Here is a 26,670-nt window from a genome sequence, read left to right on the forward strand (position 1 = left end):
CCCGCCCCGACCGCTATCGCGATCGCGACCGCCCCCGCGCCGATGCCCATGACGCCCGCGCGGCCGACCCACTCCCCCATCGAGCGGACCATGAACGCCCCCGACCGCATTCCCATGCCCTCGACCAACGGCCACGCCCCCGCCCCCGCTCGGGTCGCGCCCGCCCCCTCGCCGGTGCCCGCGCCCGCGACGGCCGACCACCTGCTCGCGCTCCAGCAGCTCGCCCAGCAGACGGCCCGCCTGCACCAGCAGTTCCTGGAAGGCCAGGAGACGGCCCAACGCACGTTCCAGATGCTGCTGGGGCTCGCGCCCGCCCCGGCCGCCGCGCCCGCCCCCGTCGCCGCGATCGCCCCCGCGCCGGTCGTGGCGCCGCCACGCGCCCAGGCACCGGTCGTCGACCGCCCCGCCTCGCCCCGTCCCGCCCCGGCCCCCGAGCCCGAGCCGAAGCCCGAGCCGCCCCGGGAAGAAGCCCGCCGGCCCGAGCCGTCGCCGGCCCCGGCGAGTTCGCCCGCGTCGTCGGCGGTGGCCTCGGCGCTGCTGGAGGTGGTGGCGGAGAAGACGGGCTATCCGGCCGACATGCTGGAACTCGGCATGAGCCTGGACGCCGACCTGGGGATCGACTCGATCAAGCGGGTGGAGATCCTCTCGGCCCTCCAGGACCGCCTCCCCGAGGCGCCGGCCATCGGGCCGGACCAGCTCGGCTCGATCCACACGCTGGGCGACATCGCCGCCTTCCTCGGGGGAGCGGCGGCGGCCCCGGTCGAGGCGCCGACCCCGACTCCGACCCCGACGGTGGCGATCCCCACGCAGGCGTCGCCCGTCCGGCTGGAGCGGCTGACGCCCCGCCCGCGTCCGCTGCCGACGCCCGACCGTCGCGAGCGGCTCCCCCTCGCGCCTGGGGCCGAGATCGCGGTGGTCGATGATGGCTCGGGCCTGGCGGCGGCCATCCGAGCCGAGCTGGAAAAGCAAGGGTTCCAGGCGCGGACGATCGGCCTGGACGCCGCGGATGCCGTCGCTGTCGGCGCGTTCGCCGGGCTGATCCTGACGGCCCCGGCGACCGTCACGCCCGATTTCCTGAAGCGGGCGTTCGGGCTGATCCGCGCCGCTTCCCCGTCGCTCCGTCGCGGCGGCGCCTCGGCGCTGCTGACGGTCTCGCGGCTGGACGGCGCGTTCGGCCTGGACGGGCTCGACATTGAAGCCGACCCGGTCGCCGGGGGCCTGGCCGGGCTGGCGAAGACGGCCGGGCACGAGTGGCCCGAGGTGAACTGCAAGGCCCTCGACGTGGCCCGCGACGTGGCCGACGGCGAGGCCGCGCGGCGGATCGTCGACGAGCTGACGGCACGCGGGCCGGCCGAGATCGGCGTCTCCTCGCGTGGCGTCGTCGAGGTCGCCCTGGAGCGGACCGAGTGGACTTCCGGCAACCACCGTCGCTCGCCGGTCCTGGATCGGGGCGACCTGGTGGTGGTGACCGGGGGGGCCCGCGGGATCGCCGCCGAGGCGGCGATCGAGCTGGCCAGGGCGTACCGCGCCAACCTCCTGCTGCTCGGCCGGACCCCGGCCGCCGACGCGTCCGAGCCCCCCGCGCTGGCCGCCGCGCGGGACGAGCCCTCGCTCCGCGCCGCCATCTTCCGAGAGGGGATCGAGACGACCCCCAGGAAGGCCGACGAACGGGCACGGGGCATCCTCGCCCGCCGCGAGATCGCCGCGACCCTCGCCCGGATCCGCGAGGCGGGCGCCGAGGCGGCGTATGAAGCCGTCGACGTCCGCGACCGCGACGCCGTCCGCGCCGCCGTGGGCCGCGCGGTCGCCCGGTTCGGCCCCGTTCGCGGGCTCGTCCACGCCGCCGGCGTCCTGGCCGACCGGAAGATCGAGGACCAGACCGACGACCAGTTCGCGGGCGTCCTGGACACGAAGGTCGACGGCCTGCTCGCCGTGTCCGACGCGCTCGACCCCGCCGCGCTGCGGGCGATCGCCGCCTATTCGTCGTCGACCGGCCGGTTCGGGCGCGTCGGCCAGGTGGCCTACGCCGCGGCAAACGAGGTCGTCAACAAGTGGTGCCAGGTCCAGGCCCGGCGGCTGCCGGACTGCCGGGTCGTCTCGTTCAACTGGGGCCCGTGGGAAGGGGGCATGGTCACCCCGTCGCTCCGCGCCGTCTTCGAGCGCGAGGGGATGGGACTGATCCCGATGGCCGAGGGCTCCGCCCTGGTCGCCCGCGAGATCCAGGAGTCGCGCGAGAACCCGGTGGAGATCGTCGTCCTTGCCGATCCGCCGGCCTCGCTGGTCGCCCCGCCAGTGGCCCCCGCCGCCGAGCCCGCCGACGCCGACATGCGGACGGCGTTCGAGCGCCCGGTCGACGTCGACGCCTTCCCGGTGCTGCGGTCGCACGTCATCGACGGCCACGCGGTCCTGCCGATGGCCCTGATCCTGGAGTGGCTGGGGGAGGCCGCGCTGCACCGCCACCCGGGCTTCGTCGTCGCGGCCGTGGAGGACCTGCGGCTGTTCAAGGGGGTCGTCCTCCGCGACCGCCGGCCGGTCCCCGTCTCGCTCCGGGCCGGCAGGGGAGACCTCAGCGACGGCTCGTTGGTGGTCCCCGTCGAGATGCGCGGGACGTTGGGCGAGGGGCGCGAGATCGTCCACGCCCGCGCGTCGGTCGTCCTGGCGGATCGCCACCCCGCCGGCTCGCGGGCGATCGCCGACGCCCCGCTGCCGCCGCTCGCCGAGCCGCGCGAGTCGATCTACGACGGAGTCCTGTTCCACGGCCCGGACATGCAGGCGATCGAGCGCGTCGAGGGCTGCGACGATCGCATGATCGCCGCGCGGGTGGCGACCTCGCCGCCGCCGTCGGAGTGGGCCGCCCGGCCGCTGCGTCGCGAGTGGCTGACCGACCCGCTGGCGATCGACGCGGCGTTCCAGGCGATGGTCCTGTGGTGCCGCCGGCGCTCGGGGGTGAACTCGCTGCCGACGGCCGTGGGCGCCTACCGCCAGTACCGGCGCAAATTCCCGGCCGACGGCGTCCGCGTGGTGATCGAGGTCAAGCAGGCCGCCGACCATCGCGCCGTGGCCGACGTCGAGTTCCTGGACGATCGCGGCGAGCTGGTCGCCCGGATCGACGGCTATGAATGCGTCGCCGACGCCTCCTTGAACCAGGCGTTCAAGCGCAACCGGCTGCCCCGGATGCAGGGGGCCGCGAACCCGCGATGAACGGCCGACGAACCGGCGGAGTGGCGATCGTCGGCCTGGGGGCGGCGTTCGCCGGGGCGACGGACGCCGAGTCCTTCTGGCGGCTGGTCGTCGAGGGCCGCGACGCCACCACCGAGGTCCCCCCCGGCCGCTGGCTCCTCGACCCCTCGCGGGCCTTCGACCCGGCGGTCCCCCGCGCGGACCGCGCCTACACTACGCGCGGAGGCTTCCTCCTCGAAGGGGCGTTGGAATTCGACGCGTCGGACCTGGACGTCGACCCCGCGCTCGTCGCCCGGCTCGACCCCTGCTTCCGCCTGGCCCTCCGCGCCGCCACCGAAGCGTGGCGGTCGGCCCGGACGGACGGGCTGGACCGCTCGCGGGTCGGCGTCATCTTCGGCCACATCGTCCTGCCCACCGAGACGACCTCGGCCCTCACCCGAGCGACGATCGGCCGCGAGATCGAGGAGGCGCTGGGCGTCCCGCCGTCCGAGCCGGCCGACTTCGAGGCTCGCAACGCCTTCCCCGCCGGCGCCCCCGCCCGGCTGATCGCCGACGCGCTAGGGCTGGGCGGCCGCGCCTTCACTCTGGACGCCGCGTGCGCGTCGTCGTTGTACGCGCTCAAGCTGGCCTGCGACGAGCTGCTGACAGGCCGGGCCGACGCCATGCTCGCCGGCGGGGTCTCGCGGCCGGACGCCCTCTACACGCAGATGGGCTTCTCGCAACTCCGAGCCCTCTCCCCGCGCGGCCGCGCCGCGCCGTTCGACGCCGAGGCCGACGGCCTGATCGTCGGCGAGGGGGGCGGGCTGTTCCTCCTCAAGCGGCTGGAGGACGCGGTCTCGCACGGCGACGCGATCCTCGGCGTGATCCGGGGCGCGGGGCTCTCCAACGACCTCCGCGGCGACATGCTCGCGCCGGCCACCGAGGGGCAACTCCGGGCGATGCGGTCGGCCTACGAGCGGGCCGGCTGGTCGCCGGACGAGGTCGACCTGATCGAGTGCCACGCCACCGGGACGCCGCTGGGCGACGCCGTCGAGTTCGAGAGCCTGCGCGCCCTCTGGTCGGACCTCCCCCGCCCCGCCGAGCCCGGCCGCTGCGCGCTGGGCTCGGTGAAGTCGAACGTCGGCCACGCCCTGACAGCCGCCGGCGCGGCGGGGCTGCTCAAGGTCCTGCTCGCCTTCAAGACGCGGACCCTGCCGCCGGTCGCCAACCACCGCAGCCCCTCGCCGAAGGCGCCGATCGACGGCAGCCCCTTCCGCGTCCCCCTCGCCGCCGAGCCCTGGCCCGAGACGCCCGGCCGGCCCCGGCGAGCGGCGATCAGCGGCTTCGGCTTCGGCGGGATCAACGCGCACTTGCTCGTGGAGGAATGGCTCGGCGAGGCCGACGCGCCGGCCGCGACCGCGACGGCGGGCGAGCACGTGGCGATCGTCGGCCTGGGGATCCGCCGGGGCGACGAGGCCGGCGCCGACGCCTTCGCGCGCCGGGTCCTGGGCGGCCTGGATCCCGACGCCCGGTCGACCGCGCTCGCGGAGCTGCGCGTCCGGGTGGGCCGGTTCCGCATCCCCCCGCGCGAGCTGGAGGAGATGCTGCTCCAGCAATCGCTGACGCTCCAGGTCGCGGCCGACGCGATCGAGGACGCGCGTTGGGACCCCGACGCCTCCCCCCGGTCGAGCGTCCTGGTCGGGCTGAACCTCGACCTCAACACGACCAACTATCACCTGCGCTGGTGGCTCGCCGAGCGGGCTCCCGCGTGGAATGCCGAGCAGGGCTGGGGCCTGTCGGACGACGAGCTTCGGGCGTGGGTCGCCGAGGCGGCCGACGCGATCCAGCCGGCGCTGACGGCGAACCGGACGATGGGCTCGCTCGGCGGCCTGGTCGCCAGCCGGATCGCGCGCGAGTTCGGCGTCGGCGGCCCCAGCTTCAGCGTATCCAGCGACGAAGCATCGGGCGTCGACGCGCTGCGCGTGGCCGCCGACTGGCTGGCTCGCGGCGAAATCGACGCCGCCGTCGTCGCCGCGGTCGACCTGGCTCGCGACCCTCGCCTCCGGCTCGCCGCCGAACGGCTCCGGCCCGACGCCGAGATCGAGCCCGCCGACTGCGCCGTCGCGCTCGTCCTGAAGCGCCTGGCCGACGCCCTCCGCGACGGCGACCGCGTTTACGCCGTGCTCGGCGACGAGGCCGAGGGGCCGTCGACGCTGGCCCTGAGAAGCCTCGCCGATCGCGAGGGCCAGTATGTCCCGGTCGACGGCGGCGACGTCTCGGCGTTGGAGGTCAACCTGCGCCCCGCCCCGGATGGCTGGACCGGCGCGGCCGAGGGGCTGCTCGACGTCGCGGCGGCCGCCGTCGCGGTCCATGCGGGGCTCGTCCCTCCGGGCGCCCGGCGGGCGGGACCGGGCGGGGAAGCGCCGTGCTGGGGCTTCTGGCCGGCGAACCGCGACGAGCACCGACGCGCGGTCGTCCCCCGCGGCCTCGTCGTGGAAGGGGTCCCCGGATCGCCTCCCCGCTTCGCCCGGCCGGTCGAAGGGCTCGACCCCGCGCTCTTCCCGGTTTATGGCGGCGTGGAAGGGCTGGCGGCCCTGGCGCGTCACCTGGAGGAGCGGCCGGAGCGAAGCGTCCGCGACCTCGCCCGCTCCTGGTGGGCCGAGATCCGCGGGCGTCGCGCGAGCGGCGAGTCGCTGGCGTTCCTGGCCGTAGACGCCGGCGCCCTGGCCGGCTACGTCGAAATCAACCTGGAGTCGATGAGGGAGTCCCGCGACCTCGTCTGCACGACGGCCTACGGGGCCGACCTGTTCGCCTCGGAGCTCGACCTCGGCCTCGACGGCGCGCCGCCGCGCGTCGCGTTCACCTACCCCGGCCTCGGAGCGGCGAAGCCCGCCATGGGCGCACACATCTCGGGGCTGTTCCCGGAACTGATGCGCGAGATGGAGGAGCGGTACGCCACCCTCCGCGACCAGTTCGCCCCCGAGGTGTGGTGGACCCGCGGCCGCACGCCGCCGGCCGACGACCACCGCCCGGCGATCCTCGGCCAGATTTCCGTCGGCTCGCTGATGACGTCGCTGTTCATGAAGCTAGGCGTGAAACCCTCGGCGGCCGTCGGCTACAGCCTCGGGGAATCCGCGGCGCTGGTCTCGCTGGGGGCGTGGGACGACCGCGACGAGATGGCCCGCCGGCTGATCGAGTCCCCCCTGTTCCAGACCGAACTCGCCGGGCCCTGCCTCGCCGCCCGCCGCGTCTGGGGGCTGGCCGACGACGAGCCGGTCGACTGGGTGGCCGCCCTCGTCCCGCGTTCGAAGGAGCAGGCGGAGGCGGCCATCGGCGACGAGCCGCGCGTTTACGTCCTGATCCGGAACACGCCCGACGAGGTGGTGATCGGCGGCCGCCGCGACGCCGTGCACCGCGTCGTCGAATCGCTCCGCTGCCCCTGGCTCCCCCTGCCGACCGTCAGCACCGTCCATTGCCCGATCGGCAAGGAGGTGGAGCCCGCCTATCGCGCCCTGCACGACCTGAAGACCACGCGCGGCGACGACGTCGCCTACTACAGCGGCGTCTGGGGGACCGCGTACCTCCCGGACCACGGCACCGCCACCTCCGCCATCACGGCGCAGGCGTCGCGGATGGTCGACTACCCCAAGGCCGTCGAGAGGGCGTACCGAGACGGCGTCCGCGTGTTCGTCGACATGGGCCCCGGCCCCGGCTGCGCGCGGCTGATCAAGCGCATCCTCGGCGACCGCCCCCATCTGGCCGTTTCGGTCGACGGCGGGACGGCGCGCGACAGTCGCGATATCTTCGACGACTCGTATTCGCCGGACGGCTACCTTGAAGCCCTGGCGAGTCTCATCGCCGCCGGCGTCCCCGTCGACCTGGACTTCCTGTACGGCGACCGCCCCGAGCCGGTCGCGACGCCCTCGGCGCGCGAGGTCGTCATCGAGCGCCGGACGCCCCCCCTCCGCATGCCGTCCCCGCCCCCTGTCCGAGTCCGCGTCCGGGCGACCTCCGCACCCCCGCCGCCCCCCGCCGCGCCGGCCCCGATCCAAGAACCCCTCCCGAGTTTCGCGCCGATGATCCCCGAGCCGACGCCTCCGCTCCCGCCCGCTCCCGCGCCCAACCTCCCCGCCGCGACGCGCGGCTTCCTCGAAGCCCAGCGAGCGACGGCCGACGCCCACGAGGTCTTCCTGCGGCTCTCGCGCTCCTTCGTCGAGTCGGTGGCCGCGATGGCGGCCGGCGGCGTCGCGACGGCCGCCCCGGAACAGGCACGGCAAGTCGCGGTCGCGACCGTCGTGGAAGAGGAGGCGGCGCCTTCGCTGCTGGCCCCGCGCCGCCCCGACCTGTTCATGGACCGCGACCAGTGCCTGGAGTACGCCGTCGGCTCGATCGCCGCGGTGCTCGGGCCGGAGTACGCCGCGGCCGACTCGTACCCCACCCGCGTCAGGCTGCCCGACGAGCCGCTGATGCTGGCGGATCGGGTCGTCTCCGTGGAGGGGACGCAATTCGAGCTGGGACACGGCCGGGTCGTCACCGAGCACGACGTGCTCCGCGACGGCTGGTATCTCGACGCCGGCCGGATCGCGTCGTGCGTGGCGATCGAGTCGGGCCAGGCCGACCTGTTCCTCGCCGGCTGGCTGGGGATCGACCTGATCACGAAGGGGCTGGCGGTCTACCGGCTCCTCGACGCCACCGTCACGTTCCACCGGCCGCTGCCCGGCCCCGGCGAGACGATCCGCTACGACATCCGCATCCTCCACTTCTTCAAGCAGGGCGAGACCAACCTGTTCCGGTTCGAATTCGACGGGACCGTGAACGGCGAGCCGCTGCTGACGATGCGCGACGGCTGCGCGGGGTTCTTCTCGGCCGCCGAGCTGGCCGCCGGCAAGGGGGTCGTCCCCCGGCCGCTCGACGCCATCCCTCGCGCCGGCAAGCGGCCCGACGACTGGCCCGAGCTGGCCCCGCCGGGCCGGTGCGCGCTCGATCGCGCCCAGGTCGACGCCCTCCGCGCCGGCGATCTGGCCGCCGCGTTCGGCGCGCCGTTCGACCGGCTCGGGCTCTCGGCGCCCGTCGCGCTGCCGGGGGGCCGGATGACGCTGGTGAATCGCGTGGAGACGCTCGACACCGCCGGCGGCCGGTTCGGCCTGGGGCACATCCGCGCCGAGTTCGACGTCCATCCCGACGATTGGTTCATCGTCTGCCACTTCGTCGACGACCGCGTGATGCCCGGCACGCTCATGTACGAGTGCTGCCTGCACACGATGCGGATCCTCCTCACCCGCATGGGATGGACCGGCGAATCCGCGCGAGCCCGGTTCGAGCCGATGACCGGCGTCCCCAACCGCCTCCGCTGCCGCGGCCAGGTGACCGAGACGACCCGCATGGTGACGTACGAGGTCACCATCAAGGAGATCGGCCACGGCCCCGAGCCCTACGCGATCGCCGACGCCCTGATGTACGCCGACGGCAAGCCCATCGTCGAGATCTCCGACATGGCCCTGCGCCTGGCCGGCACCGACCGCGACGAGCTGGAGAGGCTCTGGGACCGGGCCCGGCCGACCGCCCAGCAACCCGCGCCCACGCAGGTCTACGAGTCGCCGCGGATACTCGCCTTCTCCGAGGGGAAGCCTTCCGAGGGCTTCGGCGACCGCTATCGGCCGTTCGACGACGGCCGTTTCATCGCCAGGCTCCCGCGCCCGCCTTACCAGTTCCTCGACCGGGCGACGATCGTCGAGGGCAGGCCGTGGGAGCAGGTCGAGGGGACGACCGTCCGCGCCGAGTACGCCGTCCCGCCGGACGCCTGGTACTTCGAGGCCGACCGCCAGCCTCGCGTCCCGTACGCCGTGCTGCTGGAGGCCGCGCTCCAGTCGTGCGGGTTCGTCTCGGCCTTCATGGGCTCGGCCCTGCTGAGCGACGAGCCGCTGAAGTTCCGCAACCTGGGCGGGACGATGACCCAGCACCGCGCGGTCGATCGAGACTCCGGCGTGCTGACGACCACCGCTCGGGTGACGAAGATCAACCGCTCCGCCGGCATGATCATCCAGAACTACGAGCTATCAGTCCGCGACCGCCATGGCCTGGTCCTGGATGGCGACACCTACTTCGGCTTCTTCCACCCCAGGGCGCTGGAGAACCAGGTCGGGCTGCCGGACGCGAGGGCGTACGTCATGACCGACGCCGAGCGGGCCGTCGCCGCGTCGTTCGACGTGCCCGACCGCGTCCCCCTGCCCGACCGTCGCTGGCGGATGGTCGACCGCATCACGGCGCTCCTGCCCTCCGGGGGGCCGAATGGGCTGGGGTTCGTGGCGGGGGAGGCCGACGTGGATCCCTCGGCGTGGTTCTTCCGGGCGCACTTCCTGGGCGACCCGGTGTGGCCCGGTTCATTGGGCTTGGAATCGCTGCTGCAACTCCTTAAAGTCTTTGCTGAGTCCCGATGGGGAGTGGACGCGCGCGCCGTGTTCGCCTCCCCCGCGCCCGGGGCCACGCACGGCTGGACCTACCGCGGCCAGATCGCCCCGGGTTGCGGCGTCGTGACGAGCCAGGCGTGGATCACCGCCGTCGACGACGCCCGCCGTCGCGTGACGGCCGACGGCCTGCTCGCCGTCGACGGCAAGCCCATCTACCACATGACCGGCTACGCGCTGGAATCCCTGCCCGGCTGATCGATCGCTCCGACCACCCCACCCCTTGCGGCGGCCCTCATGGCATCGATGAAATATCAGAACGTCTACATGGAGGCCATCGGCTACGAGGTCGCCCCGGTGGTCGTCTCGTCGGCCGAGCTGGAGGAGCGGCTCGCGCCGGTGTACGAGCGGCTGCACCTGAACGTGGGGCAGCTGGAGGCGCTGACCGGGATCGTCGAGCGGCGGTGGTGGGAGGAGGGGCACCGAGTCTCCGACGGCGCGATCGCCGCCGCCGGCAAGGCGCTGGAGGCGGCGGGGCTGCCCGCCGGCAAGGTGGAGGCCGTCGTCTACGGCGGGGTCTGCCGCGAGGAGTACGAGCCGGCCACCGCCTGCCGCGTCGCCGCCGAGCTGGGCGTGAGCCCCTCGGCCGTCGTCCACGACTTGAGCAACGCCTGCCTCGGCGTGATCGACGGCATGATCGACGTGGCGAACCGGATCGAGCTGGGCCAGATCCGCGCCGGGCTGGTCGTCGCCTGCGAGACGGCCCGCGAGATCAACGAGGCGATGATCGCCCGGATGAACCAGAACCCGACGATGGACTTCTTCAAGCACGCGCTGGCCACGCTCACCGGCGGCTCGGGCGCCGTGGCCGTGCTGCTGACCGACGGCTCCCTCTCCCGTCAGAGGCGGCGCAGGCTGCTGGGCGGCGCGATGCGGTCGGCCCCGCAGTTCAACCGGCTCTGCCGGTGGGGCGTGGAGGACGCCGGGCCGGCGGCCCCGGGGCTGCTCCGGGCGTTCACGTCGACGGACTCGGCCGCCGTCCTGACCCATGGCGTCGAGCTGGGGGTGAAGACCTGGCAGGCGTTCCTCGGCGGCCTGGGCTGGATCCGCGAGCGGGTCGACCGGGTCATCTGCCACCAGGTCGGCGGGTCGCACCGCGACGCCATCCTGCGGTCGATCGGCGTGCCGGTCGAGAAGGACTTCTCCACCTTCGCCTACCTGGGGAACATGGGGACGGTCGCCCTGCCGATGACCGCCGCCATCGCCGAGGACCGCGGCGTCCTGAAGCCCGGCGACCGCACCGCGTTCCTGGGGATCGGCAGCGGCCTGAACTGCCTGATGCTGGGGCTGGAGTGGTGACAGGGATGACGACGACCGCGGCCCCGCCGACCACGACCGCCAACCCCGACCTCGCCGCGTTCCTCGCCGCCCACCCCGGGCGCGATTGGGACCGCGACGGCCTGCGCCTGCACTACCTCGACGAGGGGGACGGCCCCCCGGTCGTCATGCTCCACGGCAACCCGTCGTGGTCGTTCCTCTATCGCACGCTCGCCGAGGCCGTCTCGCCGACGCGCCGGGTGATCGTCCCGGATCACATCGGCTGCGGCTTCTCCGACAAGCCCGACGATTCCCGCTACGTCTACACGCTGGAGAGCCGCGTCGACGACCTCGAACGCCTGCTCGACCACCTGGGCGTCCGCGAGGACATCTCTCTCGTCGTCCACGACTGGGGCGGGATGATCGGGACCGCCTTCGCGGCGCGGCACCCCGGGCGGATCGCCAAGCTGGTCGTCATGAACACGGCCGGCTTCCACATGCCGAGGGACAAGAAGTTCCCCTGGGCCCTCCACGTCTGCCGCGACACGCCCGCCGGCGCGTGGGCCGTCCGGGGGCTCAACGCCTTCGTCCGCGGCACCGCCTGGATCGGCTGCAAGAACCAACGGATGCCGAAACGCCTCCGCGACGCCTACTCCGCCCCCTACGGCAACTGGGCCGAACGCATCGCCATCCATCGGTTCGTCCAGGACATCCCCCTGAAGCCCGGCGACCGCGCGTACGACCTCGTCACCGCGACGCAGGACCGGCTGCCGCTGCTGGCCGACGTCCCCATGTTCATCGCCTGGGGCATGAAGGACTTCGTCTTCGACGAGCCGTTCCTCCGCGAGTGGCAACGCCGCTTCCCCAGGGCCGAGGTCCACCGCTTCCCGAACGCCGGCCACTACGTCCTGGAGGACGAGGCCGCCACGCTGGTCCCGATGATCCGCGACTTCCTGAACCGCCCCTCGGAGCCCCCCGCCGATGGCCGCGGTTGACGCGCGCCCGGCGGCGAACATCGCCTCGCACCTGCGCGCGATGGCCGAGTCGCAGCCCCACCGCGCCGCGGTGGTCGTCCCCCAGGGGCGGGGCCCGGCCGGCAAGACGCGGTACGCGCACTTCACGTTCCGCCAGCTCGACCGCGACAGCGACGCCCTCGCCGCCGGCCTGATCGCCGACGGCGTCGCGCGCGGCGCCCGCGCGGCGGTGATGGTCCCGCCGGGGCTCGACTTCTTCTCGCTGGTCTTCGGCGTCTTCAAGGCGGGCGTCGTCCCGGTGCTCATCGATCCCGGCATGGGGATCAAGAGCCTGGGGAAGTGCCTCCAGGAGGCCGAGCCCGAGCTGTTCATCGGCATCCCCAAGGCCCAACTCGCCCGCCGCGTCCTGGGCTGGGGCAGGCGGAGCATCCGGCGGACGATTCGGACCGGCCGCCCGCTGGACGAGCTGCGCTCGCGCGGCCGCGCCGCCATCGCCGACGGCCGCGTCGCGTCCCCCGTCGAACGCGGCGTCGAGGAGGGCGAGACGGCCGCCGTGCTGTTCACCAGCGGCAGCACCGGCGTCCCCAAGGGGGCCGTCTACACGCACTCGATCTTCGAGGCCCAGGTCGCCGCGTTCCGCGACCTCTATGACATCCGGCCCGGCGAGATCGACCTCTGCACCTTCCCCCTGTTCGCGCTGTTCGCCCCCGCGCTCGGGATGACCTCCATCGTCCCCCGGATGGACCCGACCCGCCCGGCGAAGGTCGACCCCGAGGCGATCCACGAGGCCATCGAGGACTTCGGCCCCACGAACCTGTTCGGCTCGCCCGCCCTGCTCAGGCGCGTCGGCCCGGCGTTCGCGAAGGCGGGCCGCAGGCTCCCGACGCTCCGCCGCGTGGTGACCGCCGGCGCCCCGGCGAACCCGAGGACGCTGGAAACCTTCGCCGCGCTGCTCGCCCCCCCCGCGCAGGTCTTCACCCCCTACGGCGCCACCGAATCGCTCCCCGTCGCCTCCATCGGCAGCGACGAGATCCTGAACGACACCCGCGCCGACACCGACGCCGGCCGGGGCGTCTGTGTCGGTGTCCCGTGCGAGACCGTCACAGTCCGCGTCATCAGGATCACCGACGACCCGATCCCGACGTGGTCGGACGAGCTGGAACTGCCGACGGGGGAGGTCGGCGAGATCGTCGTCTCCGGCCCGGTCGTCACCCGCGAGTACTTCGGCCGCCCCGAGGCCACCGCGCTCTCCAAGATCCAGGATCCCGCGCGGGGGACGTTCCACCACCGGATGGGGGACGTCGGCCATCTGGACGACCGCGGCCGGCTCTGGTTCCGCGGCCGGAAGTCGCACCGCGTCGAGCTGGCCGACGAGACGCTGCACACCATCAGCGTCGAGCGCGTCTTCGACACCCACCCGGACGTGGCCCGCACGGCGCTCGTCGGGGTGGACGGGCCGACGGGCAGGACGGCGGTGCTCTGCGTCGAGCCGGCCCGCCGGCTGGGGCGTCGCGACCGCGCCCGCGTCCGGGCGGAGCTGCTGGCGATCGGCGACCGGTTCGACCACACGCGCAAGGTGCGGACGATCCTGTTCCACCCGTCGTTCCCGGTCGACGTGCGGCACAATTCCAAGATATTCCGCGAGAAGCTGGCGGCCTGGGCCGCGAGGAAGACGCCATGACCCTCGACCCCGCGCGTCCCGTCCTGGTCACCGGCGGCGGCGGCTTCCTCGGCGGGGCCGTGGTCGCCATGCTCCGCGGGCGGGGGCTGCCGGCGCGGTCGCTGTCGCGACGGCGGTACGACCGGCTCGACGCGATGGAAGTCGAGCAGATCCAGGGGGACGTGGCCGACCCCGCCGCCGTCGATCGGGCCGTCGCGGGCTGCCAGGCAGTCTTCCACGTCGCCGCGAAGGCGGGGCTGTGGGGCCCCCACGCGGAGTATTATCGGGCCAACGTGCAGGGGACGCGGAACGTCATCGAGGCCTGCCTGCGCCACGGGGTCCGCAAGCTGATCCACACCAGCTCGCCGAGCGTCGTCTTCCACGGCACCGACCTGGAAGGGGTCGACGAATCCGCCCCCTACGCCGACCGCTACGAGGCCGCCTACCCCGAGACGAAGGCCGTCGCCGAGAAGCTGGTCCTGGCCGTGGACGGCGCGGACCTGGCGACGGTGGTCCTGCGGCCCCACCTGATCTGGGGGCCGGGGGACAACAACATCCTGCCTCGCATCTACGCCCGGGCGCGGGCCAACCGGCTGTTCCGCATCGGCCGGGGGAACCCGCTGATCGACCTGACGTACATCGACAACGCCGCCGCCGCCCACCTGCTCGCGGCCGATCGACTTGACGTGGGCTCGCCGATCGCCGGCAAGGTCTACTTCATCGCCCAGGGGGAACCTGTCCCCCTCTGGGACATGGTCGACCGCTTCCTCGCCATCGCCGGCCTGCCGCCCGTCAGGCGATCCGTCCCCAAGGGACTGGCGGTCACGCTCGCGGGCGCGCTCGAGGCCGTCTACCGGACCTTCCGCCTCCCGGGCGAGCCGAGGATGACGCGCTTCCTCGCCCACGAGCTGTCCACCGCGCACTGGTACAACCTGGAAGCCGCCAGGCGCGACCTCGGCTACGCCCCGCACGTCTCCATCGAGGAGGGCCTGCGCCGGCTGGCGGAGTCGCTGCGGGACGACGACGGCCGCGCTCAGCCGGCCGTCGCGACCGGGGCGTCGGGCTCGTAGGCGGGGAGGAGGACGGAGAAGCAGGCGCCGCCGCAATCGTTATTGGCGGCTTCGAGGCGGCCCCCCATCTCGCGGCAGATCTCGGAGGCCAGGTACAGGCCATAGCCGGTCCCGCGCTCGCGGGTGGTGAAGAAGGGCTCGAAGATGCGCCCGAGGTAGACGTCGGGGACGCCCGGGCCGTCGTCGACGACCTCGATCCGCGTCCAGCGACGGCCCTCCTCGTCGACGCAGGCGGCCCGGACGACGACCGCCCCTTCCTTGCCGGCGGCGACGATCGCCTGGTGGGCGTTGGAGAGGAGGTCGAACATCACCTGCATGAGCCGGCCCGCGTCCCCCCGGACGCGCAGCGACGCGTCGCAGCCGGCGGCCTTGATCGTGACCGGGCGACGGTTCGGCGGCAGGCCCCGGACGAACAGGTCGACCGTCTCGCTCAGCAGCGAGCCGACGTCGATCGGCTGGACCTGGAGCGGGCCCGACCGCACCGCTCCCATCAGGTGCTCCAGGCGGATCTGCAGCAGGCTGGCCCCGCGGAGGATCGAGTCGACCCACTGGGCGTCCTCGGGGCGGTCTTGCAGGCCGATCCGCAGCAGCTCGGCGCTCCCCCGGATGACGGAGAGCGGGCCTCGGATCTCGTGGACGATCCCGGCCAGCAGGCGGCCGACCTGCACGAGCTGGCGGTCGAGCATCGCCAGCCCGGCCATCCGGCGGTAGTGGATCAGCCGGCGGACCCGCGCCAGGATCAGCTCGGGGGCCGAGTCGTGCTGGACGTAGTCGTCGGCGCCGGCGTCCAGCCCCGCCAGGACCGCCGCGTCGGCGTGGGCCGACGACATGATGAGGATCGGCGTGCCGGAGACGGCGGCGTCGGCGCGGATCGCCCGGCAGAGGCCGGTGTCCTCCTCCTCGGAGAGCCCGCGCCCCAGCACGATCAGGTGAGGCCGAACGCGCGCCGCCTCGGCCACGGCGTCGCGCGTCGAGGCCGCCTCGTGGACGACGTGGCCGGCGCGCCCCAGGACGTCGCGCAGGGCCGCGCGGTCGGCCTCGGCCGCGTCGACGATCAGGATGATGGCCTCGGGCTCCAAGGGGGGTCTTCCTCGGCTCGCGACGGGGCGGGCTCGGGCCGGCGGGGACGTCCGCCGGCCGTCCGGCCCGGCATCGCCGGCGCGGCGACGCTTTGTTATCCTGATGGTCGGATATAATGCGGGGGGCGGTCAATGCCGCGCCCCAAGTTTCCAACCCGGCGGGAACGCCGCCAGCCCGAAGGACCAACCGCCGCCCCATGAACGCCACCACGACCCCCCTCGCCGCCGAGCCGCTGCCGTTCGACGACTACCGCCACGCCCCCGACGCCCAGCTCGAGGCGCGCATCGAGGCCGTCAAGCGCGAGATGGGGCGGTCGCTGCTGATCCTGGGGCATCACTACCAGCAGGACGAGGTGATCCGGTTCGCCGACCTCCGCGGCGACAGCCTCAAGCTCAGCCAGCTCGCCGCCGCCGACCGCGACTGCCGCGCCATCGTCTTCTGCGGCGTCCACTTCATGGCCGAGACCGCCGACATCCTCTCGCGCGAGGACGTCACGGTCCACCTGCCGGACATGACCGCCGGGTGCAGCATGGCCGACATGGCCGACCTGGACTCCGTCGAGGCCGCCTGGTCCGACCTCGCCGAGGTCATCGACGTCTCGGACGTCACCCCCGTCACCTACATCAATTCCACCGCCGAGCTGAAGGCCTTCTGCGGCCGGCACGGCGGCATCGTCTGCACCAGCTCCAACGCCCGCAAGGTCCTGGACTGGGCCTTCGCCCGCCGCCGCCGCGCCCTGTTCTTCCCCGACCAGCACCTGGGCCGCAACACCGCCCGATCCATGGGCATCCCGCTGGAGGAGATGATCGTGTGGGACCCCCGCCGCGACATGGGGGGGAACTCGACCCGCGCGATCGAGGACAGCCGCGTCATCCTCTGGCGCGGGCACTGCTCCGTTCACCAGATGTTCAAGCCGGCCCACGTGGCCCAGTTCCGCGAGCGCCACCCCGGCATCCAGATCCTCGTCCATCCCGAATGCTCGATGCCGGTCGTCGAGGCCTCCGACCTCGTCGGCTCCACGGAGTTCATCCTCAAGACGATCGCCGAGGCCCCCGCCGGTTCCGAGTGGGCCGTCGGCACGGAGCTGCACCTGGTCAACCGGCTGGCCAAGGAGCACCCCGACAAGAAGGTCCACTTCCTCTCCCCCATGGTCTGCATGTGCTCCACGATGTACCGTATCGATCTGCCGCACCTGGCCTGGTGCCTGGAGAACCTGGCGCGCGGGACGCCCGTCAACCGCGTCCAGGTCCCGGACGACGTCAAGGCTTCGGCGCGCGAATCGCTCCGGCGGATGCTGGAGCTGGGTTGATCAGGGTCGACCGCCGGACGGGCGTCGCGACCGGGTCGACGCCGGGATGAGGAACACGCCCCGCGACCACGGCACCCCCGATCGGCGCGGATCAAGGTAGAGAGCGAGTCGCGAAACATGGCCCTGATGACACGGCGCTTCTCGACGGTCCCCCAGGCCGACCTGGACCTCATCATCCAGGCGAACCACTGGAACCCGTTCACCGTCCTCGGCCTCCACCCGGCCCCCGGCGCCGACGGGGGCAAGGGCTGGGTCCTCCGCGCCTTCCTGCCGGAGGCCCGCAAGGCCGGCGTCCTGGATCTGACCAAGGGGGAGCCGGGCAAGGCCCTGCCCATGGAGAAGATCCACGCCGACGGCTTCTACGAGGCGTTCTTCCCCGACCGCGACGGCCCCTTCCCCTACCGCCTGCTGATCGAGAACCACGAGGGGCACTCCTGGCAGTCGGTCGACCCCTACGCCTTCGACGCGATCCTGACCGACTTCGACCTCCACCTGCTGGGCGAGGGGACGCACCTCCACAACTACGAGAAGCTCGGCGCCCACCCGATCGTCCACCAGGGGATCCGCGGCGTCCTCTTCGCCGTCTGGGCCCCCAACGCCGGGCGCGTCAGCGTGGTCGGCGACTTCAACCACTGGGACGGCCGCCGCCACCCCATGCGCAGCCGCGGCCCCACCGGCATCTGGGAGCTGTTCATCCCCGACCTCCGACCCGGCGAGGTCTACAAGTACGAGATCAAGAGCCGCAACCACGGCTACACCGTCCAGAAGGCCGATCCCTACGGCTTCGCCTCCGAGATGCGCCCCCGCACCGCCTCGGTCGTCTGGGACATCGACCGCTTCGCCTGGAACGACCAGGAATGGATGGCCACCCGCGCCGCCCGACAGGCGCTGGACAAGCCCATGGCCTTCTACGAGCTGCACCTCGGCTCGTGGAAGCGCAAGGTCGAGGAGGAGAACGGCTTCCTCTCCTACCGCGAGCTGGCCGAGCAGCTCGTCGAGTACCTCGACCAGACCCACTTCACCCACGTCGAGCTGCTGCCGATCACCGAGCACCCCTTCGACGGCAGTTGGGGCTACCAGCCCGTCGGCTACTTCGCCCCCACGGCGCGGCACGGCACGCCGGACGACTTCGCCCAGTTCGTCGACCACCTCCACCAGCACGGCTACGGCGTCATCCTGGACTGGGTCCCCGCCCACTTCCCCAACGACGTCCACGGCCTGGGATACTTCGACGGCACCCACCTGTACGAGCACGCCGACCCCCGCCTCGGCGAGCACAAGGACTGGGGGACGAAGATCTTCAACTACGGCCGCCCGGAGGTCCGCAACTTCCTCCTTGGCAACGCCCTGTTCTGGCTCGCCCGCTACCACATCGACGGCCTCCGCGTCGACGCCGTCGCGTCCATGCTCTACCTGGACTACTCGCGCAACCCCGGCGAGTGGGTCCCCAACATCTTCGGCGGCAACGAGAACCTGGAAGCGATCGACTTCCTGAAGAACCTCAACGAGATCTGCCACCGAGAGCACCCCGGCATCCTCACCATCGCCGAGGAGTCCACGAGCTGGTCGGGCGTCTCCCGCCCCACCTACCTCGGCGGCCTGGGCTTCAGCCTCAAGTGGAACATGGGGTGGATGAACGACACCCTGCGCTACATGGCGAAGGACCCCGTCCACCGCAAGTACGAGCACGGGGCGCTCACCTTCAGCATGATCTACGCCTTCACCGAGAACTTCGTCCTGCCGCTGTCGCACGACGAGGTCGTCCACGGCAAGAAGTCGCTGCTCGACAAGATGCCCGGCGACCTGTGGCAGAAGTTCGCCAACCTCCGCCTCCTCTACGGCTACATGTACGGCCACCCCGGCAAGAAGCTCCTCTTCATGGGCGCCGAAGTCGCCCAGTGGCGCGAGTGGGACCACGACGACAGCGTCGACTGGCACCTGCTCCAGTGGAAGGACCACCAGGGGGTCTACCGGCTGGTCACCGACCTGAACGCCCTCTACCGCCGCGAGCCCGCGCTGCACGAGATCGACTTCGACTGGCAGGGGTACGAATGGCTCGAACTCCACGACTGGGAGAACAGCGTCATCGCCTTCCTCCGCCGGGGCAAGGACCCCAGCGAGGCCGTCGTGGTCGTCTGCAACTTCACCCCGGTCGTCCGTTATGACTACCGCGTCGGCGTCCCCTCCGGGGGCTTCTACCGCGAGCTGATGAACACCGACGCCGAGACCTACGGCGGCTCCAACGTCGGCAACCAGGGGGGCGCCTGGGCCGTCCGCGAGCCTCACGCCGGCCGCCCGTTCCACATCTCGCTCAAGGTCCCCCCCCTGGGCGTCCTCTTCCTCAAGGCCCCCAAGCCCGGCGAGGAGGAACCGACCCCGGCCTGAACGCGGATCGGCCCGGTGAGCGTGAAACCCGCGTCCCCTCCCCCGGCGGCGGAGGGGACGGAGCGTCCGCTCGGCATCGCCTGATTTTTGACCCCGATGCCGACCTGGCGCGGATACTCGGCGTCCGGGTCGGCGTCGGGGCGCGAGCCCGCGTTGGATCGGGGTTCACGGCGTCACGATATCGAACCAGAACTCGAAGGCGTCAAGCGACGCGATCAGCCCCTCCAGCTTCGCGCGATCGCCGTCGATCCTCACGTCGCCGGAACGGACCGCGTCGGCCAGCTTCGCCTCGCCGAGGGCGATCTTGTCGAGCGCGTCCCGCGAGAGGGTCAAGGTCGCGTCGGCGTCGGGGGCCTGGCGGTCCGCCGTGTGGTTCAGCACGCCGTGATCCATCTCGAGCACGTACTTGCCCGCGTCGCCGAGGTCGAGGTTGAACACCCCCTTCGCGTCGCCCGACTTCTCGCGGTTCAGGCGAACGGAGAGGTAGTCGAGGAAAAGCTCCAGCGTCATCGCGCGCACGGTGTCGGGGCTGGCGGCGTTGGGCGTGGGCGGCCTCTTCACCCCCTCGCGCAGCTCCTTGGCGCCGGACAGGTAGAAATTCCGCCACGGTCCCGACTCGGCCTGGTAGCCGAGCTGTTCCAGCGCGTCCGCCTGGAGATCCTTCGCGGCCTGGTTCTCCGGCTCGGCGAAGACGACGTGGTTGACGACCTGGGCCACCCAGCGGTATTCGCCCCTGGCGAACGACTCCCTCGCCTTCGCCAGCACGGCGTCGGCCCCCCCCATGAACTCGACGTACTTCTTGCTGGAGTCGACCGGCGTCAACTCGTGCAGGGTCGCGGGGTTCCCGTCGAACCAGCCCAGGTAGAGGACGTAAGTCGCCTTCACGTCGTGGCTCACCGAGCCGTAGTAGCCGCGGTTGGCCCAGACGTGGGCGAGCCCGTCGGGCATCCGGAACCGTTCGGCGATCTCGTCCCGCGTGTATCCGTGGTTGGCGAGGCGGAGCGTCTCGTCGTTGATGTAGCGGTACAGGTCGCGCTGGGACCGGAGCAGCTTCTTCACCTCGGCGTTGCCGAACGACGGCCAGTGATGCTGGGCGAACATGACCTCGGCCTTGTCGCCCCACATCGCCAGCGCCCGGTTGAGGTACTTCGACCAGGGTAGCGGCTCGCGGATCTTCGCTCCCCGGAGCGAGTAGGTGTTGTGTAGCGTGTGGGTGCAGTCCTCGGCGGCGGAGATCGCCTTCTTCTCCTCGATGAACCAGAGCATTTCGGCCGGGGCCTCCGAGCCCGGGGCCAGCAGGAACTCGTAGGTCAGGCCGTCGATGGTCCGCTTCTCGCCCGTCTCCTTGATGATGTCGGTCGGCGGGATGAGCGTCACCGTGCCGGCGGAGGTCGTCGAGCCCAGGCCGGCGCCGACCTGCCCCTTGGCGTCGGGCGGCAGCAGGTTGCCGTACATATAGCTCGCCCGCCGGCTCATCGCGTTGCCGGCGAAGACGTTCTCCGCGACGGCCGCCTCGAGGAAGCCCTCGGGCGCGTAGATCTTCACCTCGCCGGCCTTCACGTCCGCCTCGTCGATCACGCCGCGGACGCCGCCGTAGTGGTCGACGTGGCTGTGTGTATAGACCACCCCCTTCACCGGCCTCTTGGGGCGATGCTGGAAGTACAGCCCCAGGCCGACCCGGGCCGTCTCCTCCGAGATCAGGGGGTCGACGACGACGACCCCCTCGGCCCCCTCGATGATGGTCATGTTGGAGAGGTCCAGGTTGCGCACCTGGTAGATCCCGTCCGCGACCTTGAAAAGCCCGCCGATGTTGATGAGCTGGGATTGCCGCCAGAGGCTCGGGTTGACGCTGTCGGGCGCCCGCTCGCCTTCCTGGATGAAGCCGTACTTGGCCGGATCCCAGATCGGATTCCCGGCCCTCCCCTTGATGATCTCGGTCGGCAGGGGCGCGATCAGCCCCCGCTTCGCGTCGACGAAGTCGGACTCGTCGGCGAAGGGGAGTCGCTCAAGCACCTCGGCGTTCGCCGCCTTCGTGGCGTCGGACGCGTCCTTGCGGGGAGCCTGGGCCTGCGCGGCGGCGCAGGTCGCCGCCACCGCGAGCAGGAGGCCGAACACGGATGGGCAGGCCGGGCGGGCACCTCGTTTCATGAGCACACCCCTTTCGAGAGGTCGAGGATTCGACGGCGATTCGCCGATGGGAGCCGACGGGACGTGAAGTCAGCTTTTCCCGCGGGCCGGGGCCAAGCCCGGCTTGCGAAGATTCGCGCCGCGCGCCGAGGGGGTGCCCCAGACGCGATGCCGTCGGAGACGGGCGGCCACCCGCGCCATCGTAGCGGGGAGACTTGCGGGAAAAAAGGACCGCCCGCCGGCCTTCGCGAACGCCGTCCGAAAATAAACCGCTGCCATCGCGCCTACTTCGTTCCCAAATTTCGCCGCGCCCCCGTTTCGTGTGCATGGACATGGTGGCGGCATTGCGCACCGAGGGCGGCGAGGAGGGGGGACGAGATGAGCGCGACCCTTCGACATGACAACAGGAACCGGGGCGGTCTCCCCCCCGTCGTGCCCTCGCGCGCGGTCGTCGAGCGGCGCGAGGCCGTCGCCCGGGGGCGTCGCGCCGACCTCGAAGCGGCGACGACGGCCCGCCGAGAGCACATCGTTTTGCGCGAACGAAGCCAACAAAAACCGCGATAATTCCTTTTCTGGAAAGGGCTTACGGTCGGTGGCTTCGTTCGTCTCGTCGACGAACGGACCCACCCCTGGGCGTTGCCGGGCGGGCGGCGGGAGTTATGATGGAGTTCGCCGGGGGCGGGCGCGCCGTCGCCGCGGCGGTGGACGCGACGATGGCGGAGTGCGCGGAGATCGAGAAGCGTCGGCTCTACCGCGAGGCGACTCGCGCGACCACCCTGGGGTTGGTCATCAACCTGGCGCTCGGCGCGGCCAAGCTCGCGGGGGGCCTGATCGGCGGGTCGCGGGCGATGGTGTCGGACGCGGTCAACTCGCTGGGGGACGTCCTGACATCGGCCGTCGTCCTGACCGCCTTCCGGGTCGCCCAGAAGCCGGCCGACGCGGAACACCCCTACGGCCACACCCGCGCCGAGGCCGTCGCCGGGTCGAACGTCGCGGTGCTGGTCATCGTCTCCGCCCTGCTGGTCGGCTGGGAGACCCTGCGCTCCCTCCCCCCCGCCCCGACGACCTTGCTCCCCCCCTGGTGGACCCTCGCCATCGCCGGCGTCAACGTCGCGATCAAGGAGGGCCTGTACCATTACAAGATCCGCCTGGGCCGGCGGCTGGGGTCGAGCGCCCTCGTCGCCAACGCCTGGGACCACCGCTCCGACGCCCTCAGCGCCCTGGCCGTCCTGATCAGCCTGGCGACGGTCCGGATCCTCGGCCCCCGCTTCGCGTTCCTGGACACCGGAGCCGCCCTGGTCGTGGTCGGGATCATCCTGGCCTCGGCGACCCGCCTGCTGGTCTCGTGCGCCCAGGAGCTGCTGGACGCCCAGGCCGAGCCCGAGCTGGTCGACGCCGTGCGGCGCGTCGCCTCCGAGATGGCCGAGGTCCGCCGTGTCGACAAGCTCTGGGTCCGCAAGAGCGGCCTGGAGTACCTGGTGGACATCCACGTCCAGGTCCCCGGCGACCTGAGCGTGGACGAGGGGCACCGGATCGGCCATCGGGTGAAGGATCGCCTGCTGGAGCGTTTCCCCAGCCTTCGCGACGTCCTCGTCCACCTGGAACCCTTCCCCCACGACCACGAGCCCTGACGCCCGCCCGTTGCAAGGCCCGCCCGGCCCCCTTATAACCGCTATCGAAGCCCTCCCCCGCGACGCAACCGGCCCGAGGACGCCCCCATGATCCGCCCGCTCGCCCGCTGGACCTTCGCCGCGCTCCTGCTCACAGGCCTCGCCGCGCGCGGGGACGACAAGGCCCCTCATGTCGTCTTCATCACCGGCGACGAGGAGTATCGGAGCGAGGAATCGCTGCCGATGCTGGCGAGCATCCTCGACAAGGTCCACGGCTTCCGGGTCTCGGTCTGCTACGCGCTCGACGCCGAGGGGAAGGTCGACCCCAACACGCTGACGAACATCGCCGGCCTGGAGGCGCTCGACGACGCCGACCTCGTCGTCATGTACACGCGCTTCCGCAAGCTCCCCGACGACCAGCTCGCCCGGATCAAGAAGTACGCCGACTCCGGCCGCCCGCTGGTGGGCTTCCGCACCGCCACGCACGCCTTCCGCTACGACGGCCCCCCCCACGCGGCCGAGATGAACGACGACTGGCCGCGCAAGGTCTTCGGCCAGAAGTGGATCACCCACCACGGCCACTTCGGCGACGGCGAGGAGATGCTCACCCGCGTCTCCGTCGCGCCGGACCAGGCCGGCCATCCCATCCTCCGCGGCGTGGAGTCCCCCTTCGAGGTCTTCTCGTGGCTGTATCACGTCGAGGGGGGCGGCGACTCGCTGGAAGGGGCTTGCGACCGGCTGCTGATCGGCAAGGCGTTGAAGTCGGGCCACGCTCGGGAGTTCGACCGCTTCCCCGAGACCAACCCCGTCGCCTGGACCAAGACCTTCACGGGCGCGGAGGGGAAGCCGGCGCGGGTCTTCTTCACCACGCTCGGCCACCCCTTCGACTTCAAGGCCGAGCCCATGCGGAAGCTCGCCCTCAACGGCATCTTCTGGGCGCTCGGCAAGGAGGCCGACATCCCCGCCGACGGCCTGGACGCGGACTTCGCCGTGCCCTACGAGCCGAATAATTCCGGCGTCGGGGGCTTCAAGAGGGACCTCGCGCCGGCCTACCTGCCGGCGGCCGGCGCGGGTCGATGACTCCCCGGCCGATCAGGGGGCGATGCCGCCGCCGGCGACGACCGCGTCGGGCTGGATCAGGACCCCGCCGGGGCCGACGATGGGCGGCAGCCCGTTGGTGAACTGGAACCGGCTGAAGCCGCTGACGAAGCCGTTGACCCGGAACTCGCTGTCGATCTTCCGGCCCACGTTGAAGGAGCCGCCGGCGGCGATGATCAGGTCGCCCTGGACGTACGCCGAGACCGGCGGGAACTGCTCCGTCGACTGGGTGCCGACGAGCGGGACGTTCAGCGTCAGGACGTTGGAGCCGGTCCCGGTCCCCTTCGGCGGCTGGGAGACGAGGCCGATGTCGCGGGCGACGTTGAACGCCGAGCCCTGCTGAATCGAGAGGGTCCCCCCCACGTTCAGCAGGTTCAGGTCGCGGCCGATCGAGATGAAGCCGCCGTTCGAGAGGTCGAGCCCCGACAGGACGTCCAGCGTGTTGAGGTCGCCGCCCGTCGTGATCGAGCCCCCCGCCCCGATCGAGCGGAACGCCATCCGGTCGATCGAGTCGGTCCCGTTGACCACCACCGGCCCGGTCAGGTTCGTGGTATGGAACCCCAGGATCGAGGCGATCCGTCCGTTGTTGACGGTGATCGAGCTGACGTCCAGCACGCGGGACTGCTCGGCCTGCCCGTAGGCGAAGCTGTGGGCGTACCCCTTGCGGATCGACCGCGGCAGCGGGTTGATCGTCAGCTCGGTGTTGGCCGTCGAGCCGTCCACGATGATGCCGACCGAGCCGTCGGGCCGGGGGTAGACCCGCACCGTCCCCTGCGGCTGCGGCGTCTCCGTCGGCTGGGCGAGCCCGAAGGCCACGTTGCCCGAGCCGGCCGCGTAGGCGCCGTTGGCGCCCTCGACCGCGGAGACCTGCTGCGTGTTGGAGACGTACCCGAGCTGGATCCGGAACCGCGAGCCGTCGGTGGTCACGACGTTGACCGCCTGGCCGCCGCGGATGGTCTGGATCGCCGGGGCGTAGATCGTCCGGGGCTCCTCGGCGACCCCCGGCGCGTTCTTCGTGAAGGCGGGGAAGCCCACCACTCGCGCCAGCCGGGGCGAGGGGTTGTTGAGCAGGCGTCGCGAGAGCGTCAGGTACTCATGGAGCGTCACCGGCGAGGCGTTCGACATGACCACCCGCTCTTCGAGCCGGGCGTCGGCCGTCGGCCGGAACGAGTGACGCGACGAGCGACGGTTCGACGGGGCGGGCATGCGACGATCCTCCGTGATCGCGGGTACCACGCGGCGCCCGACGGGATTCCTCCCCGGGCCACCCGGCCCGGGCCCGACGCCGCGACGAGACCCGGCGCGTGCCCGCCGGATCCCGAATCACCCTCTGTATCGGCCCCGGCGCCGGGTCGACCGCGCCGATTCGACGCCGTCGACCCGGCGCCAGGTCCCGAGGCGCGGGTTGCGCGGGTCGCGCCGGTCCCGCTCAGAGGTCGGCGGCGTCCACCTTGAACGTGTCCCCCTGGTCGATGTCGCCGGTCTTGAACCCTCGAATGAACCAGCGCGCCCGCTGTTCGCTGGTGCCATGGGTGAAGGAGTCGGGTACGGTGTAGCCTTGCGCCTGCTTCTGGAGCGCGTCGTCGCCGATCGCCGTGGCGGCTCGGAGGCCGGACTCGATGTCGCCGGGCTCCAGCACCTGCTCGCGCTCCTGGATGTGGTGGGCCCAGACCCCGGCGAGGAAGTCCGCCTGCAACTCCAGCCGGACGGAGAGCGCGTTCGCCTCCGCCTGGCCCACCTGCCGCTGGGCCCGCGTGACCTCCTCGCTGATCCCCAGGAGGTTCTGGACGTGATGCCCCACCTCGTGCGCCAGGACGTAGGCCCTGGCGAACTCGCCCGGGGCCTTGAACCGCCGCTCCAGCTCGTCATAGAAGGTGAGGTCGATGTACACCCGCTGGTCGGCCGGGCAGTAGAACGGCCCGACGGCCGAGCTGGCGAAGCCGCACCCCTCGGTCGAGACCTGCCCCGAGAAGAGCACGAGCGTGGGCTCCTGGTACCGCTTGCCCATCTCGGCGAACTGGTCCCGCCACACGTCCTCGGTCATGCCCAGGAGCCGGCGGGCGAACTCGCCCTGCCGCTCCTCCTCCGGGGTCAGCTCGCGCTGCCGTTGCTGCTGGGCGGCGGGCCCGCCGCCGCGGTTCATGACCTGGAGCAATGGCCGGGGATCGATGCCGAAAAACAGCCCCAGGAGGATCACGACCAGCGTCCCGAGGCCGCCCCCCACCATGGCCGGCGACATCCCCCGGCGATCCTCGACGTTCCCGCTCTCCCGCCCGCTTTGCCAGCGCATGACGATCCTCCCCCGATGTTCCGCGTCGAATCGGACGGCCCCCCGCCCGCCCCGTAGCGGTCGCGGCGCTCTCGGAGTGAGGGTATGGGCCGACGGAGCGAGACGCAAGGAGCGTGCCGACGGACTTCCCGGACGACGGGAGCGTCGCGCGCGACGCCGCCTTTACCGCCGGGGCGATGCGCCTTAC

General features: G+C 72.2%; 14 protein-coding genes. 10 read left to right on the top strand and 4 right to left on the bottom strand.

What is annotated here, in order from left to right; all coding sequences use genetic code 11:
* Positions 1-114 precede the first annotated feature (114 nt).
* Genes WG209_RS02545 through WG209_RS02570 form a run of 6 tightly spaced genes read left to right on the top strand, consistent with a single transcriptional unit; the run spans position 115 to position 14,584 of the window.
* Positions 115-3,201, top strand: a complete 3,087-nt coding sequence (locus tag WG209_RS02545; RefSeq protein WP_337173427.1) for an SDR family NAD(P)-dependent oxidoreductase — start codon at positions 115-117, stop codon at positions 3,199-3,201.
* A complete protein-coding gene (locus WG209_RS02550) occupies positions 3,198-9,821 on the top strand; it encodes a beta-ketoacyl synthase N-terminal-like domain-containing protein (RefSeq protein WP_337173428.1) in 6,624 nt (2,207 codons plus the stop codon). The genes WG209_RS02545 and WG209_RS02550 overlap by 4 nt, the downstream gene beginning before the upstream one ends.
* A 39-nt stretch (positions 9,822-9,860) precedes the next feature.
* Positions 9,861-10,922 carry a 3-oxoacyl-ACP synthase III gene (locus WG209_RS02555; protein ID WP_337173429.1) on the top strand — a complete coding sequence of 354 codons (1,062 nt, stop codon included), beginning with the start codon at positions 9,861-9,863 and terminating at the stop codon, positions 10,920-10,922.
* A 5-nt stretch (positions 10,923-10,927) separates the two neighbouring features.
* The gene (locus tag WG209_RS02560) at positions 10,928-11,875 is read left to right on the top strand and encodes an alpha/beta fold hydrolase (protein ID WP_337173430.1); all 948 of its coding nucleotides are present in this window, start codon (positions 10,928-10,930) and stop codon (positions 11,873-11,875) included.
* The gene (locus tag WG209_RS02565; protein WP_337173431.1) at positions 11,862-13,535 is read left to right on the top strand and encodes a fatty acid CoA ligase family protein; all 1,674 of its coding nucleotides are present in this window, start codon (positions 11,862-11,864) and stop codon (positions 13,533-13,535) included. The genes WG209_RS02560 and WG209_RS02565 overlap by 14 nt, the downstream gene beginning before the upstream one ends.
* On the top strand, positions 13,532-14,584 hold the full coding sequence (locus WG209_RS02570) for an NAD-dependent epimerase/dehydratase family protein (RefSeq protein WP_337173432.1): 1,053 nt from the start codon (positions 13,532-13,534) through the stop codon (positions 14,582-14,584). The genes WG209_RS02565 and WG209_RS02570 overlap by 4 nt, the downstream gene beginning before the upstream one ends.
* Here WG209_RS02570 and WG209_RS02575 read toward each other — a convergent pair.
* Complete coding sequence (locus WG209_RS02575; RefSeq protein WP_337173433.1) at positions 14,548-15,663, bottom strand: ATP-binding protein; 1,116 nt, start codon at positions 15,661-15,663, stop codon at positions 14,548-14,550. The two genes, WG209_RS02570 and WG209_RS02575, sit on opposite strands and share 37 nt — an antisense overlap.
* 197 nt (positions 15,664-15,860) lie before the next feature.
* Here WG209_RS02575 and nadA point away from each other — a divergent pair, with 197 nt between their 5' ends.
* Entirely contained in the window at positions 15,861-16,973 is a 1,113-nt protein-coding gene (gene nadA, locus WG209_RS02580) for a quinolinate synthase NadA (protein WP_337173434.1), read from the top strand.
* A 117-nt stretch (positions 16,974-17,090) separates the two neighbouring features.
* On the top strand, positions 17,091-19,358 hold the full coding sequence (gene glgB, locus WG209_RS02585; protein ID WP_337173435.1) for a 1,4-alpha-glucan branching protein GlgB: 2,268 nt from the start codon (positions 17,091-17,093) through the stop codon (positions 19,356-19,358).
* 165 nt (positions 19,359-19,523) lie between these two features.
* Here the strand turns inward: glgB and WG209_RS02590 are convergent, their stop codons facing one another.
* Positions 19,524-21,506, bottom strand: a complete 1,983-nt coding sequence (locus tag WG209_RS02590) for an alkyl sulfatase dimerization domain-containing protein (protein WP_337173436.1) — start codon at positions 21,504-21,506, stop codon at positions 19,524-19,526.
* A gap of 638 nt (positions 21,507-22,144) precedes the next feature.
* Here WG209_RS02590 and WG209_RS02595 point away from each other — a divergent pair.
* Entirely contained in the window at positions 22,145-23,116 is a 972-nt protein-coding gene (locus WG209_RS02595) for a cation diffusion facilitator family transporter (protein ID WP_337173437.1), read from the top strand.
* An 87-nt stretch (positions 23,117-23,203) separates the two neighbouring features.
* Positions 23,204-24,175: a ThuA domain-containing protein gene (locus tag WG209_RS02600; RefSeq protein ID WP_337173438.1), complete on the top strand. Its 972-nt coding sequence runs from the start codon at positions 23,204-23,206 to the stop codon at positions 24,173-24,175.
* A gap of 12 nt (positions 24,176-24,187) precedes the next feature.
* Here WG209_RS02600 and WG209_RS02605 read toward each other — a convergent pair whose 3' ends face one another.
* Positions 24,188-25,399 (bottom strand): hypothetical protein, encoded by a 1,212-nt coding sequence (locus WG209_RS02605; RefSeq protein WP_337173439.1) that lies wholly within the window; start codon positions 25,397-25,399, stop codon positions 24,188-24,190.
* A gap of 223 nt (positions 25,400-25,622) precedes the next feature.
* On the bottom strand, positions 25,623-26,483 hold the full coding sequence (locus WG209_RS02610) for a neutral zinc metallopeptidase (RefSeq protein ID WP_337173440.1): 861 nt from the start codon (positions 26,481-26,483) through the stop codon (positions 25,623-25,625).
* Positions 26,484-26,670 lie beyond the last annotated feature (187 nt).

This window comes from Paludisphaera sp. (genome assembly GCF_037189885.1).
Taxonomy (GTDB): Bacteria; Planctomycetota; Planctomycetia; order Isosphaerales; family Isosphaeraceae; genus Paludisphaera.